At 54.0% G+C, this 14,454-nt stretch carries 14 protein-coding genes; 11 read left to right on the top strand and 3 right to left on the bottom strand.

The genetic code is table 11. The features are described from left to right. Positions 1 to 126: 126 nt before the first annotated feature. Both BMW97_RS09465 and BMW97_RS09460 read left to right on the top strand, forming a co-directional pair. On the top strand, positions 127 to 2,901 hold the full coding sequence (locus BMW97_RS09465) for an autotransporter outer membrane beta-barrel domain-containing protein (RefSeq protein ID WP_090392660.1): 2,775 nt from the start codon (positions 127 to 129) through the stop codon (positions 2,899 to 2,901). Positions 2,902 to 2,997: 96 nt separating this feature from the next. Further along, positions 2,998 to 3,621 (top strand): helix-turn-helix domain-containing protein, encoded by a 624-nt coding sequence (locus tag BMW97_RS09460; RefSeq protein WP_045909814.1) that lies wholly within the window; start codon positions 2,998 to 3,000, stop codon positions 3,619 to 3,621. Between the two features lie 2 nt (positions 3,622 to 3,623). On the opposite strand, the gene ampH is transcribed toward BMW97_RS09460, so the two are convergent. After that, on the bottom strand, positions 3,624 to 4,784 hold the full coding sequence (gene ampH / locus BMW97_RS09455) for a D-alanyl-D-alanine-carboxypeptidase/endopeptidase AmpH (RefSeq protein WP_032638396.1): 1,161 nt from the start codon (positions 4,782 to 4,784) through the stop codon (positions 3,624 to 3,626). Between the two features lie 204 nt (positions 4,785 to 4,988). Between ampH and BMW97_RS09450 the strand changes: the two genes are divergently transcribed. The 3 genes from BMW97_RS09450 to BMW97_RS09440 all read left to right on the top strand — a co-directional run bounded on the left by BMW97_RS09450 (position 4,989) and on the right by BMW97_RS09440 (position 7,969). Then, a complete protein-coding gene (locus tag BMW97_RS09450) occupies positions 4,989 to 5,522 on the top strand; it encodes an isochorismatase family protein (RefSeq protein ID WP_045909813.1) in 534 nt (177 codons plus the stop codon). A 114-nt stretch (positions 5,523 to 5,636) separates the two neighbouring features. Continuing rightward, entirely contained in the window at positions 5,637 to 6,857 is a 1,221-nt protein-coding gene (gene sbmA / locus BMW97_RS09445) for a peptide antibiotic transporter SbmA (protein WP_045909812.1), read from the top strand. Positions 6,858 to 6,871: 14 nt separating this feature from the next. Further along, entirely contained in the window at positions 6,872 to 7,969 is a 1,098-nt protein-coding gene (locus tag BMW97_RS09440; RefSeq protein WP_045909811.1) for a DUF1615 domain-containing protein, read from the top strand. Here the strand turns inward: BMW97_RS09440 and BMW97_RS09435 are convergent. Then, positions 7,966 to 8,265 (bottom strand): DUF2755 family protein, encoded by a 300-nt coding sequence (locus tag BMW97_RS09435; RefSeq protein WP_008503287.1) that lies wholly within the window; start codon positions 8,263 to 8,265, stop codon positions 7,966 to 7,968. The two genes, BMW97_RS09440 and BMW97_RS09435, sit on opposite strands and share 4 nt — an antisense overlap. Positions 8,266 to 8,512: 247 nt before the next feature. Between BMW97_RS09435 and BMW97_RS09430 the strand changes: the two genes are divergently transcribed. Beyond that, on the top strand, positions 8,513 to 8,749 hold the full coding sequence (locus tag BMW97_RS09430; protein WP_032656524.1) for a DUF2754 domain-containing protein: 237 nt from the start codon (positions 8,513 to 8,515) through the stop codon (positions 8,747 to 8,749). Here BMW97_RS09430 and ddlA read toward each other — a convergent pair. After that, positions 8,746 to 9,846, bottom strand: coding sequence for a D-alanine--D-alanine ligase (gene ddlA / locus BMW97_RS09425; RefSeq protein ID WP_045909810.1), 1,101 nt, complete (start codon positions 9,844 to 9,846; stop codon positions 8,746 to 8,748). The two genes, BMW97_RS09430 and ddlA, sit on opposite strands and share 4 nt — an antisense overlap. A 103-nt stretch (positions 9,847 to 9,949) precedes the next feature. Here ddlA and BMW97_RS09420 point away from each other — a divergent pair, with 103 nt between their 5' ends. The 5 genes from BMW97_RS09420 to psiF all read left to right on the top strand — a co-directional run bounded on the left by BMW97_RS09420 (position 9,950) and on the right by psiF (position 14,412). Continuing rightward, positions 9,950 to 10,633: an extensin-like domain-containing protein gene (locus BMW97_RS09420; RefSeq protein ID WP_045909809.1), complete on the top strand. Its 684-nt coding sequence runs from the start codon at positions 9,950 to 9,952 to the stop codon at positions 10,631 to 10,633. A 168-nt stretch (positions 10,634 to 10,801) separates the two neighbouring features. Continuing rightward, positions 10,802 to 12,016 (top strand): multidrug efflux MFS transporter, encoded by a 1,215-nt coding sequence (locus BMW97_RS09415; protein ID WP_045909808.1) that lies wholly within the window; start codon positions 10,802 to 10,804, stop codon positions 12,014 to 12,016. 209 nt (positions 12,017 to 12,225) lie between these two features. Further along, positions 12,226 to 12,486 carry an anti-adapter protein IraP gene (gene iraP / locus BMW97_RS09410; RefSeq protein ID WP_023293178.1) on the top strand — a complete coding sequence of 87 codons (261 nt, stop codon included), beginning with the start codon at positions 12,226 to 12,228 and terminating at the stop codon, positions 12,484 to 12,486. A gap of 99 nt (positions 12,487 to 12,585) precedes the next feature. Then, positions 12,586 to 14,001: an alkaline phosphatase gene (gene phoA / locus BMW97_RS09405; protein WP_045909807.1), complete on the top strand. Its 1,416-nt coding sequence runs from the start codon at positions 12,586 to 12,588 to the stop codon at positions 13,999 to 14,001. A 90-nt stretch (positions 14,002 to 14,091) separates the two neighbouring features. Continuing rightward, positions 14,092 to 14,412, top strand: coding sequence for a phosphate starvation-inducible protein PsiF (gene psiF, locus BMW97_RS09400; RefSeq protein WP_008503278.1), 321 nt, complete (start codon positions 14,092 to 14,094; stop codon positions 14,410 to 14,412). Positions 14,413 to 14,454: the final 42 nt, after the last annotated feature.

Raw genomic sequence — 14,454 nt, 5'->3', positions numbered from 1 at the left:
ATACGGACTTAATGGAAACATTCATTGAACCTTTTCGAAATGAAACTGCATAATTCCCTCCGCAATTAAATATTGCAAATTCATTGATGGACAAACTTGCTTACGTCCCTGAGGAGGGATGACCCAATGCAAACATGGAAAAAGAAACTCGTTGTATCTCAACTTGCATTAGCCTGCACCCTGGCTATCGCTTCTCAGGCCAATGCGAAGGATATTTCCGGTACGACATATAATACCTTCGGATATGATAATACAGCGTCCACCCCCTGGTATTATGGTTATGCCGACTGGGATTACTCGGATGCCATCCATGATGGTGATATTTATCCCGTGATTAATAAAGCCACCGTGAATGGTGTTATTTCAACGTACTACCTGGATGATGGCATCAATGGCCGGGCGAATGCGTTGAGTATTTCCAATAGCACCATTAACGGCATGATTACTTCTGAGTGTATGACCACCACATGTGCTGATGGCGTGGATGCTGACGGCACCCATCATACGCAATACGATCGTTTTAGCCTGACCGTTGATAATTCCACCCTTAACGATACGTACGAGCATTATGCGTATGATGTCGTGAATGGGGAAAATACGGAAAGACACTATCTGGATACGTACGATCTGGGTAATGCGATTACCCTGGATGTGGAATCGGATATTGTTATTCAGAATAATTCTCACGTCGCGGGGATTACCCTGACGCAGGGGTACCAGGAGCTGGATAATACGCCATACGACGGCGTTGAAGGCGTAGCCAACAGCAGCAACGTCTTTACCGACACGCTACTGGTGAAAGATTCGGTACTGACTTCAGGTGCGTACAGCGATTTAGGTACCAGCGGATTCTACGGTCAAACCGCGAAGCCGAGCGACTATGGTGAAACCAGCGCGACAGCGGCAGACGATGCGGCGCTGATTGTGGCCGCCAGCGCGTCTGATAACGCGATGCAAACCACCGCCACGTTCGATCATTCCACCGTTACTGGCGATATTCTGTTCTCCAGCACCTTCGACAACAACTTCTACCCGAATGGCGATCCGGCAACCGATACCACAGAAGACGGCATCTATAACCCAACCTCCAACGGCTGGGATGGCACCGATAAGCTGGATGTGACGCTTACCAACGGCAGCAAATGGGTCGGCGCAGCACAGTCCAGCGTCGAGGCTATCGGCACGGCGCAGATGTATGGCCAGGGCTACAGCAACGTAGACTGGAACGCTCTGTCCCCTAACAGCATTTGGCCGGACTCCACCTATGACGACAACGGACATGTTGCGGGCGAAGCGGTGTATCAGAGCGGTCTGTTTAACATCGCGCTGGACAACGGCTCCGAGTGGGATACCCGTAAGGTGTCTAACATCGACACCCTGACGGTCAACAACCAGTCTCAGGTCAACGTTGAAAACTCAGGCCTGCTGGCGGATGCCATCACTCTGACCAATGCGTCCTCATTGAATATCGGCGACAGCGGCGGCGTGGCTACCGACCATCTGTATCTGGACTGCGATAGCCGTGCGGCGCTGACGGAAGAAACGGCCGAGCTCTATGCCAACACCATCACCGTGGATAACGGTGCAGAGCTGGCGCTGGGGCTGGGTCAGGTTGATACGCACAATATGGTACTGACCGATGGCGGCGTGCTGAACGTTGCCAGCCGTGATTACGTGCTGAACAGCGATCTGAACAACGCACGCTATATCACTAACGATAAGCGCAGCGCTGATTATGACTACGGCGTAGTGGCCATTAACTCTGACGGCCATCTGGCGGTGAACGGTGACGTCGCCGGTAACTATCAGGTCCGTATCGATGACGCGACCGGAGCGGGTTCCGTTGCTGATTACAAAAACAAAGAGATCGTTCGCATCTATGACAATAATGCGGATACTGCAGCCAGCTTTACTGCTGCAAACAGAGCCGATTTAGGGGCCTATACCTACCAGGCGCAGCAGCAGGGTGACACCGTTGTCCTCCAGCAGAAAGCGCTGACCGACTACGCCAATATGGCGCTGAGCATTCCTTCTGCCAATACCAATATCTGGAATCTGCAGCAGGATACCGTAGGTGCGCGTCTGACCAACAGCCGTCACGGCCTGGCGGATAATGGTGGAGCGTGGGTGAGCTACTTCGGCGGCAATTTCGACGGTGACAATGGCGTTATCAGCTACGATCAGGACGTGAGCGGTATTATGGTGGGTCTGGATACCCAGATTGACGGTAATAACGCGAAGTGGATCGTCGGTGGGGCGGCAGGTTTCGCGAAGGGAGATATCAGCGATCGTACCGGTCAGGTCGATCAGGATAGCCAGACGGCGATGATCTACGCGTCAGCGAAGTTTACGAACGATCTCTTCCTCGACAGCTCCCTGAGCTACACCCGCTTCAACAGCGATCTTTCCGCTAACATGAGCAACGGCCAGTATGTTGACGGCAATACCACCAGTGACGCTGTTGGTTTTGGGCTGAAGCTGGGCTATGACTGGAAACCAAACCTCTCTGGCTACGTTACCCCATACGCAGCCGTATCGGGTCTGTTCCAGTCTGGTGATGATTATCGTCTGAGCAATGACATGCGCGTTGATGGACAATCTTACGATAGCCTGCGTTATGAACTTGGTGTTGATACGGGTTATACCTTCAACTACGGCGGCGATCAGGCTCTGACGCCTTACTTCAAACTGGCCTGGGTCTATGACGACGCCGATAACAATGCCGATATTAACGGTGACAGCATTGATAACGGCGTGAAAGGATCCGCTGTTCGTGTTGGGCTGGGCACCCAGTTCAGCTTCACGAAGAACTTCAGCGCTTACACGGATGCCACTTATCTGGGCGGCGGTGACGTTGACCAGAACTGGGGCGCAAACCTGGGTGTGAAATATACCTGGTAAAGAATAAAAACGGGGGGAGGGGTTATCTTCCCCCGCTTTTTACAGAAGCAATAAAAATAATATTGAACCGACAAATACGGATGACTTGAGGTCTGCATGAACGTTAATGCGAAACCACTTTCTGAATTACGCCGGCTCGAACAGGGGTTAATAGCAGCCAGTACCCCTTTTACATGTGCTCCTCAACAATTAATTACGTCAGGCGAATCAATTGAGCCTCGAACGATCGTATTACAAACTGGCGTTATTGAGGTCTATCGCCCTTCCGATGAGCTGCTGGTGGGGATTGCGACGGCACCTTTTATTTTCGGTCTGTCTACGGTGGTCATTAATCACTCTCAGGAATACAGAGTGATGGCTAAAACGGCCTGTACCGGTTTTTATTTATCCACGGAAACTACCCGTCAACAGATCCAGCAGTATTCGCTGTGGAAAGAGGCCTTCTGCTGGTTATCCTGGATAAATTACATTCTTGAAAAACGCGATATGCAGTTGGTGGGCAATAACTCCTATCACCAGATCCGCGCGATGCTGTTAAATATGGCCGAGTGGGATGAAACGCTGCGTTCAAAAATCGGTGTGATGAATCATATTCAGCAAAGCACACGCATTTCACGTTCTGTTGTTGCCGAAGTTCTGGCCGCCCTGCGACAGGGAAACTATATCAATATGAGCCGGGGCAAGCTGGTCAGCATCAACCGCTTGCCCACGGAATATTAATATCAGTTGGACGCGGTAAGCACCTGGGCTTTATTGGCGCTCAGTTCTGCCACCAGGTTATTAATACCGTCACTCATATTGACGAAACGTGTATGCGGAGAGCGGGTCACCACCACAAACGCGCCCACGTTTGACTGGGGGATCATCGCCATATAGGTGATGAACCCGCCGCCGCCGCCGGTTTTCTGAATAATACCCGGACGGCCATTTTTCGGTGCCATATAGACCCAGCCCATACCGAGCGCATCGGCTTTACCCGGTACGTCCATCCCGATGACCCGATGCAGCTGAGTACGCTGATAAATCAGGGTCTGCATACGATCGGCCTGGCTGCTGCGCGAGTAGAAATCCGAGGAAAGGAACTGCTGCATCCAGCGCATCATGTCGCCAGGGGTGGAGTAAACGCCGCCGCTGCCCACGGCCGCCAGTGTGTTATTACAGGGGCTGGCGCCTTTCTCCGCCACCATCAGGCGACGGCACTGGTCCGGGGACGGGGTAAACGTGGTGTCTTTCATGCCGAGCGGACGGGTGATCTGCTCTTCAAACAGCTGCGTGTAGGGTTTGCCAGCCGCCGTTGAGAGGGCATCCGCCAGCAGGTCGAACGCCAGGTTTGAATAAGAGGCCTGCGAGCCCGGTGCTGCTTTCAGCGTGGCGGTACTCAGATAGCTCCAGCGCTGGTCGCGCGTTGGCCAGACAAACACGTCACGATGCGCCGCTCCGCCTGGCTGCTCACGCGGCAGGGCGCTGGTGTGGGTAGCAAGGTTCACAAGCCGGATCGGAGTCCCCTGATACGTGGGGACGCGGGCACCTGGCGGCGCGTATTTGCTGAGCGGATCGTCGAGCTTCACCACGCCCTGGTCGAGCAGTTTCACCAGCATTTCGCTGGTCATGAGCTTGGTTAAGGATGCGATGCGGATGACGGAATCCAGCTGCGGGTGAATGTTATTTCCCGGGCGCGTTTCGCCAAAGCTGCGGAATACACGCTGGTTTCCGTCGATGACGACCATCGCCATTCCGGTCGCGCCGCTGCCGTAATAGATAAGGTTCGCGTAGCGATCGGCAATATCTGAAGCTAAAACGGGAGCCGTCAGCGGTTGGGCTGCCTGGGCGGTAGAGAAGCTCACCGCACACAGCGCGGCAAAAGAGAGCAGACAACGTTTCAACGAAAAGCATCCATGAAGTGAATGAGGAAAGTAATGGGTATTTATACTACTAATCGGTACCGTGCAATGCCCCGAATTGCATAACGATAGCGAGAAAAACGTAACCATGGGTAAATATGAACAATTTACTTGCGAGCCATCTCCCATTTTGTGATATCGGGCTTATGATAGGCACCAGTGTCACTCAATCTTACGGAGAACGGTATGTCTGAGAAGCGTGTGGTTTTGGTTGTCGATATGCAGAACGGGGTGTTTGAAACCCCTCGTCATCAGCGCGAAAAATGTGTTTCTCTGATCAACCAGCTTACGCAGGCAGCCGACACGGTGATTTTTATACAGCACACCGAGGCCGGGGGGCTGGAAGAGGGGAGTGCAGGGTTTGCGCTACTGCCTGAACTCCATCAGCCTGCTGACGCGCTTTACGTGACCAAAACGGCCTGTGATGCCTTCTACAACACCGGGCTTGAGACGCTGCTGCGGGAGCAGGGCATTCGCGAGTTTGTCATCTGCGGCTGCGCCACCGATTACTGCGTCGATGCGACGATCAAGAACGGCGTTAGCCGGGGTTATCACATCACCGTGGCGGAAGATGCCCATACCACATCCAACCGCCCGGCTGCTGAAGCACAGATTCTGATTAACCATCACAACGACGTCTGGCGTAACTTCATTGCGCCGGCGAATCCTCTCGCAGTGAAACGCACCGAAACAATTCTTGAAAACTGGAAAGCGAACTAATAATTAACGCTCGGGTCTGACCTTTTTGCCGGAGCCGGGAGGCTGGCTCGGGCAGGTTTTCGTGTGGTGACGTGTTGTACACAGCAACAGCCATAACAACAAGAAGGAAGCATTATGTTTAAGTCTTTTTTCCCAAAGCCGGGGCCTTTTTTCCTGTCGGCATTTATTTGGGCACTGATCGCTGTCATTTTCTGGCAGGCGGGCGGCGGCGCATGGCTGACGCGCATCACGGGGGCGACAGGCGAGGTGCCGATTAGCGCGGCGCGCTTCTGGTCGCTCAGCTTTATCGTATTTTATGTCTACTACACGGTATGTGTGGGGCTGTTTGCACTCTTCTGGTTCAAGTATTCTCCGCATCGTTGGCAGTTTTGGTCGATTTTGGGATCTGCACTGATCATTTTCGTTACCTGGTTCATGGTGGAAGTGAGCGTTGCAATTAATGCATGGTATGCACCCTTCTACGATTTGATCCAAAAAGCGCTAAGCGCCCCGAATAAGGTTCCGATTGGTGAACTCTATGCCAGTCTCGTTAGTTTTACCGGCATTGCCATGATTGCAGTAACAGTGGCAGTGCTGAACAATTTCTTCGTTAGCCATTACGTTTTCCGTTGGCGTACAGCTATGAACGAATATTACATGGCAAATTGGCAACGACTGCGGCACATCGAAGGTGCTGCACAGCGTGTGCAGGAAGACACCATGCGTTTTGCCTCAACGCTGGAGGACATGGGGGTCAGCTTGCTTAATGCTGTGATGAAACTTATCGCTTTTTTACCGATTCTGATTGCACTTTCACCGCATGTGCCTGAACTTCCAGTTGTTGGTCATTTACCCTATGGTTTGGTTATTGCGGCACTGGTTTGGTCTCTTATGGGAACGGGGCTTCTTGCTGTGGTGGGGATCAAATTGCCGGGGTTACAATTTAAAAATCAGCGCGTGGAAGCGGCTTACCGTAAAGAACTTGTTTACGGTGAGGATGACCCATCACGAGCTGCGCCACCAACGGTAAAAGAGTTATTTCAGAACGTCCGTTTTAACTACTTTAAGCTCTACTTCCACTACATGTATTTCAACATCGCTCGTATTTTATATCTTCAGGCCGATACTGTTTTTGGAATAGTCCTGTTGTTCCCGTCAATTGTTGCAGGGACAATTACCCTGGGACTGATGACCCAAATTACTAACGTTTTCGATCAGGTCAGAAGTTCATTCCAGTACCTGATCAGCTCCTGGACCACGCTGGTGGAACTGATGTCCATCTACAAACGTCTGCGCAGCTTTGAACGCGAGCTGGACGATCGTGACCTGCAGGAAGTCACCAACACATTTAGCTAATACAGGACGTTGCTATGCCTTTTGCCGTACCGCGCGCATTACCGTTGACCATTCTGGCCGCTTTTGTGCTGGCAGGCTGTGCCGAAAAGGGGGCCGCTCCGCTCAAAAAGGGCGAGAAGCCCGTTGATGTGGCGAGCGTTGTGCGGCAGAAAATGCCCGCCAGCGTGAAAGATCGCAATGCGTGGGCAGACGCGCTGGCAAAAACCTTTGAAAGCCAAAAGATCGCGCCGACCGAGGAGAACATCTGTTCGGTGCTGGCGGTGGCACAGCAGGAGTCGATGTACCAGTCAGATCCGGCTGTGCCGGGGCTGAATAAAATCGCCTGGAAAGAGATCGACCGCCGCGCGGAGTCCATGCATATCCCGGTGTTCCTCGTGCATACCGCGCTTAAAATCACCTCGCCGAACGGCAAAAGCTACAGCGAGCGGCTGGATACGGTGAAAACCGAAAAACAGCTTAGCGCCATCTTTGATGATTTCATCAGCATGGTCCCAATGGGGCAGAAGCTGTTTGGTTCACTGAACCCGGTCCACACCGGTGGCCCAATGCAGGTAAGCATCGCGTTCGCGGAGAAACACACCGACGGCTATCCGTGGAAAATCGACGGTACGGTACGCCAAGAGGTCTTCTCTCTGCGCGGTGGACTGTGGTTCGGCACGTATCACCTGTTGAACTACCCGGCGAACTACGATGAGCCGCTGTATCGCTTTGCCGATTTTAACGCCGGCTGGTATGCCAGCCGTAATGCGGCATTCCAGAGTGCGGTCAGCCGCGCAAGCGGCGTTAAGCTGGCGCTTGACGGCGATCTCATCGCTTACGGCAGCAGCGAGGCGGGAAGCACCGAGCTTGCCGTACGGAAATTATCGGCAACGCTTGGCTTGAGCAACAGCGACATTCGCCGCCAGCTTGAGAAAGGCGATAGCCTGGCCTTTGAGAAAACGGATCTGTACAAGAAGGTGTTTGCGCTTGCAGAGCAGAAAAGCGGGAAAACGTTACCGAGGGCTATCCTGCCGGGTATTCAGCTGGAAAGCCCGAAGATCACGCGTAACCTGACCACCGCGTGGTTCGCAAAACGCGTGGACGATCGCCGGGCTCGCTGTATGGGGCTTTAACGGCGGCGGCGAAAGCGCAGCACTAATGCCACAACGCCCAGAATCATACATCCCGCGAGGAAGGGAATCAGGCCGAACAAGGTGCTGACGCCAAAACCAATCTCAACTCGCGGGCGTCCGTTATCCTGCACCTGCATCAGGTGTTCGTAAACGCCAGGCGCATGGACCAGCATATTGAGCAGCTGCGAGCCAGCCCAGAAGCAGAACAGGACAAACAGGGCATACGCGATATTACCCGCCGTGGAGGTTTTTGGTTTTCCGCCAAAAATCGGTTTCGACAATGTAAAGTCAGCCATGATGACCTCCGGATAAATCGCTCTGTTAATACGCTTCGTACAGGGTGAGTTTGACAGGTCATCGCATTTGTCAATATCAGAATCGTGGTAATTTACGCGACGGAATCCTCCTGGATTGTTGATTTCTGCAGCACGTCACAATTTATTAACTTAAGTGAAATTGCGTCGCGTTTCAGAATTTCCGTATCTGCCACAGACCTGGTCGTAAAACTGTGAGAGGATGTCTTTTTTTCCTGCCGGAGTTGTTATGAAGCTCACGTCCAAACTACGCCGTGACTGGCACTACTACGCCTTCGCTATCGGGCTGATCTTTATTCTTAACGGTGTCGTGGGTCTGCTGGGGTTTGAAGCAAAAGGCTGGCAAACCTATGCCGTCGGGCTGGTGACCTGGGTTATCAGTTTCTGGCTGGCGGGGTTGATTATCCGCCGTCGTCCTGAAGAGACGACAGCGGATGAGGCAGAGTCGGCGAAGGGCGCCGATTAACCGTTTACGGAACTTTTAAGCGCGCTGTCGGCGGCGTGACGCTCCAGCGCGAGTTCGATCAGGCGGGTGATCAATTCTGGGTAGCTCAGGCCGCTCGCCTGCCACAGCTTCGGATACATGCTGATGTTAGTGAACCCCGGCAGCGTGTTAATTTCATTGATCACCACCTCGTTTTTCGCCGTCAGGAACACATCCACGCGCGCCATGCCGCAGCAGCCGAGCGTCTGATAAGCGCGAATGGCGATCGCCCGGATCTTATCGTTAACCGCCGGATCGAGATCCGCAGGCACGACAACCTGCGCGCCTTTATCATCAATGTATTTGGTGTCGTACGAGTAGAAGTCGCTGTTTAAGACCACTTCGCCGCAGGTGCTCGCCTGTGGAAAATCGTTGCCCAGCACGGCGCACTCAATTTCACGGCCTTTGATGCCCTGCTCAACCACCACTTTATGGTCGAACTCAAACGCCAGGCGGACAGCTTGCGTGAACTCAGCTTCGCTGGTCACTTTGCTGACGCCCACGGAGGAGCCCTGGTTTGCAGGCTTCACAAACAGCGGCAGACCCAGCTCTCCGCTAATTTGCGCGAAGGTGTGTTTGTCGCGGTTGGCGCGGGTGAGCGTAACGAACGGGGCAATATTCAGCCCGGCATCGCGCAGCAGGCGTTTGGTCACGTCTTTGTCCATGCAGGCGGCAGAGCCGAGGACATCCGAGCCGACGAACGGCAGGTTGGCCATGCGCAGCATTCCCTGCAGGGAACCATCTTCCCCCAGGGTACCGTGAACGATAGGGAAGACGACGTCGATCTGGGCGAGAGCCTGCGCATTGCCGGCGTCGATAAGCTGCCCCTTCACGACGCCGGGTACGGTGGCGACGCTCACTTCTGAAGGATTCAGGGCGATGTGTGCCGGATCGTGAGCATTGAGCAGATACTGGCTGGCATCGTTAACGTGCCACTGGCCCTGTTTATCAATGCCCAGCAGCACCACGTCGAAACGGCTTTTATCGATCGCATCAACGATATTTTTAGCCGATTGCAATGACACTTCGTGCTCCGCTGATTTTCCCCCAAAGACAATACCTACGCGCTGCTTAGCCATCTCACTCTCTTCCAGTCTGACGAAAAGCCAATAACATACCACGATGCCCGGCGGGTTTCGCGGCCTTCTGCCATAATGTTTTGGGGAATGTTGAGGGGGGAGAGTGAGAGGAAAAACGCTGCTGACCGGATTTATCATTTTGACCATCGCAACGCTGGGTTACCGCTGGTTGCCGACTTACTACAACCCTTTCACGCCGCTGACGCTTGACGATCCGCCAGGCCGAATCACTCAGTATAAGCTTCGGCGTTTAACTCCCGAGGCGTGCGCGAGCCTGCTGTTACAGGCTAACCAACGCGATCTCATCCGCACCCAGCCGGTAGCGGACAGCGGCGGCGCGTGTCCCCTTAACAACGTCGTGCGCGTGCGTGACTTCGGCCCTGTCGGCCTGAACAGCAGCTTTCTTGCCAGCTGCCCGCTGGCGCTCAGCTCAGCCCTCTTTATCAGCCAGCAGGCCCGGCCGCTGACAAAACGCTATACGGGCAGCGAGCTCGCGCGTATCGACCACCTTGGCAGCTTTGCCTGCCGCAATATTTATAACCGCCCTGACGCGCGCCGCAGTGAACATGCCACGGCGGAGGCGCTGGATATTGCCGCTTTTCGTCTGGCGAACGGTGAACGCGTCACGGTGCTGAATGGCTGGAAGGCGACAACAACGCAGCCTTGGCTGAAGGCCATGCTGGCGGCGAGCTGTGGCTACTACGGGAACGGCCTGGGACCGGAGTATAACGCGGCGCATGCTAACCATTTTCATCTGGGAATGCGCGGTTTTGGCCTCTGCCGGTGAAGCATAATATTCCGCCAGAAAATGGATGAATTGTGACTTATTTCACAAATATGATGACTGGGAAGATAAAACACCAAAGTCTGTCGGGCCGCATCTCTGGTGCGACGTTGACACGCGTAACTTGCTAATCTGTCGGCGAATTCGCCTAAAAATGAAGACTATTTCGTTATGGAATCCTGGAAAGTTAATCTTATCTCGGTCTGGTTCGGTTGCTTCTTTACCGGGCTGGCCATCAGCCAGATTTTACCGTTCCTGCCGCTGTACGTGTCGCAGCTGGGGGTGACCTCGCATGAAGCGCTTTCCATGTGGTCCGGTCTGACGTTCAGCGTCACGTTTCTGGTCTCCGCCATTGTGTCACCGATGTGGGGCAGCCTGGCAGATCGAAAAGGCCGTAAACTGATGCTGCTGCGCGCCTCGCTCGGGATGGCGATTGCTATTCTGCTGCAGGCCTTCGCCACCAACGTCTGGCAGCTGTTTTTCCTGCGGGCGGTGATGGGGTTGACGTCCGGGTATATTCCAAACGCCATGGCGCTGGTCGCCTCTCAGGTGCCGCGCGAGCGTAGCGGCTGGGCGCTGAGTACGCTCTCCACGGCACAGATCAGCGGCGTCATCGGCGGGCCGCTGTTGGGGGGCTTTCTGGCGGACCACGTCGGGCTGCGCGCGGTATTTATTATCACCGCGATCCTGCTGGTGGTCAGTTTTCTGGTCACGCTCTTTCTGATCAAAGAAGGGGGCCGCCCGGTTATCAGTAAAGCTGAACGCCTCAGCGGCAAGGCCGTTTTTGCCTCGCTGCCTTATCCGGGGCTGATGATTAGCCTGTTTGTGACCACCATGGTCATCCAGCTCTGCAACGGTTCGGTCGGTCCGATTCTGGCGCTGTTTATCAAGTCGATGGAGCCGGAGAGCACGAATATCGCTTTTCTGAGCGGCATGATTGCCGCCGTGCCGGGCGTATCCGCCCTGATTTCCGCGCCGCGTCTGGGTAAACTGGGGGACAGGATCGGCACGGCGCGCATCCTGATGGCGACGCTGATCTTTGCGGTGGTGCTCTTCTTCGCGATGTCGTTTGTCACTTCTCCGCTTCAGCTTGGCATATTGCGATTTCTGCTCGGCTTTGCTGACGGCGCCATGTTGCCTGCGGTACAGACCCTGCTGGTCAAATATTCCAGCGACCAGGTGACGGGGCGAATTTTTGGATATAACCAGTCATTTATGTATCTGGGGAATGTTGCCGGTCCGCTTATTGGCGCATCCGTTTCCGCAATGGCCGGTTTTCGTTGGGTATTTGCGGCGACAGCGATTGTTGTTTTAATCAATATTATCCAGCTGGCTATTGCGCTGCGACGCCGCCGACAAATGGCGGAGGCCAAATCGGTGAGATAACACTTTAGTAGATGTATTATATATTCTTATGGTAGCCGCATTTTTATATAACAAAATGCGGCGTCTTTTTTTAGAAAAACGTTTCGCTCACGGCGCTACCTCTTTATTTTCGTTCCTGTGTCACTTTTGCATACCATAATTAATTTCTTCTCTTTGCAATAGGGATTCAGAGTGATAACGTCAGACAAAACTGAAAAGGAACTGGCACGATGAAAAACCTCATTGCTGAATTGCTGGTCAAGCTGGCACAAAAGGAAGAAGAGTCAAAAGAGCTGGTGGCTCAGGTCGAAGCGCTTGAGATTGTGGTCACCGCGTTGCTGCGACAAATGGCGAAAACCGATCAGCAGGCGTTGATTGAGAGCGTGGAAGGCGCGCTGGAGAGCGTCAGGCCTGAATCGCAAGTACCGGTTGAGGATGCGGAGATGCTTCACCAGTACGTAAAGAAGCTGTTAAGGCATCCGCGCAGCTAAACCGTCACAGGACGTAACGACGTGTCATAGAATTGTCATGCAGGATGCCTATAGTCGCTCTGTTTTTATTTTTATGTATTTGTACATGGAGAAAATAAATTGAAACAGAGCGCACTTTTCATTGCATTACTTCCCCTGTTAATTACCCCTGCCATTTATGCAGATACGACGCAAACCAGCGTGCTGGATAATCGTGCGGCAAAAGGGGATATCACCCAGCCTGGCGGCGCGCGCCGTTTATCAGAAGATCAAACGGCCGCTATTCGCGCTTCGCTGAATGAGAAACCGGCAAAAAATATTATTCTGCTGATTGGCGATGGAATGGGCGATTCCGAAATCACGGCGGCGCGAAATTATGCCGAGGGAGCGGGTGGCTTTTTTAAAGGTATCGATGCCTTACCGCTGACCGGACAATATACCCACTACGCGCTGGATAAAAAAACCGGTAAACCGGATTACGTAACGGATTCCGCGGCCTCTGCCACGGCGTGGTCCACCGGCGTGAAAACCTATAATGGTGCGCTGGGCGTGGATATTCACGAACACGATCATCAAACCCTTCTGGAGATGGCAAAAGCGGCGGGCCTGGCGACCGGCAACGTCTCCACCGCTGAACTTCAGGATGCGACGCCTGCGGCGCTGGTGGCACACGTGACCTCGCGTAAGTGCTACGGCCCGTCAGTGACCAGCGAAAAATGCCCTACAAATGCCCTGGAAAAAGGCGGCAAAGGCTCGATTACGGAACAACTGCTGAACGCACGTCCTGACGTGACGCTGGGCGGCGGCGCGAAAACCTTCGCGGAAACCGCGACGGCGGGCGAATGGCAGGGCAAAACGCTGCGCGAGCAGGCGCAGGCTCGTGGCTATCAGTTGGTGAGTGACGCAAATGCTCTGGCGGCGATAAGCGAGGCGAACCAGGACAAGCCGCTGCTGGGGCTGTTCTCCGACGGCAACATGCCCGTGCGCTGGGAAGGTCCAAAAGCCTCGTATCACGGCAATATCGATAAGCCTGCGGTGACCTGTACGCCAAACCCGAAACGCACGGACAGCGTACCAACGCTGGCGGCGATGACCGATAAAGCGATCTCTCTGCTGAGCAAGAGCGAAAAAGGGTTCTTCCTGCAGGTAGAAGGCGCGTCAATCGATAAGCAGGATCATGCGGCGAATCCGTGCGGTCAGATTGGCGAAACCGTCGATCTGGACGAAGCGGTGCAGAAGGCGCTCGCGTTCGCGAAAAAAGACGGTAACACCCTGGTGATCGTCACCGCGGACCACGCGCACGCCAGCCAGATCATTCCGCCAGATACCAAAGCCCCTGGCTTGACGCAGGCGCTGAACACCAAAGATGGTGCCGTCATGGTGATGAGCTACGGTAACTCTGAAGAAGAGTCCATGGAGCACACGGGCACCCAGCTGCGCATTGCCGCCTACGGCCCGCACGCGGCTAACGTGGTAGGCCTGACGGATCAAACGGATCTGTTCTACACCATGAAGGCGGCGCTGGGTCTGAAATGATAAAAATCCCGGTGGAAATCACATCTGCCGGGTGGTTTTTTTCCTGTCACGAACCAGACTTACAGGGAATGTTCACAAAAGGATGGTGCAATGAAAACAACATTACTGGTTACTCTGCTCTCCGGCCTGTTCCTGGTCGCCTCGGCGAACGCGGAAGAGAAAACGTTAACGCCGCAGCAGCAGCGTATGACCACCTGTAATCAGCAGGCGACGTCTCAGAGTCTGAAGGGCGATGCTCGCAAGACCTACATGAGCGACTGCCTCAAAAACGGCGCCTCGAAGCCAGCTGAAAAAAGCCTGACGCCTCAGCAGCAAAAGATGCGCGAGTGTAATGCCAAGGCCACCGAACAGTCTCTGAAAGGGGATGACCGCAGCAAGTTCATGAGTGCCTGCCTGAAGAAAAAAGTGTAGTTCGAACGGGTGAGCGGCTCCGGCGGCTCACCCGAAATTTCA

The sequence above is a fragment of the Enterobacter sp. NFIX58 genome, assembly GCF_900110475.1.
Taxonomy (GTDB): domain Bacteria; phylum Pseudomonadota; class Gammaproteobacteria; order Enterobacterales; family Enterobacteriaceae; genus Enterobacter; species Enterobacter quasiroggenkampii.
The sequence above is the reverse complement of the archived record's forward strand: the minus strand, read 5'-3'. Positions and strand labels throughout refer to the sequence as shown.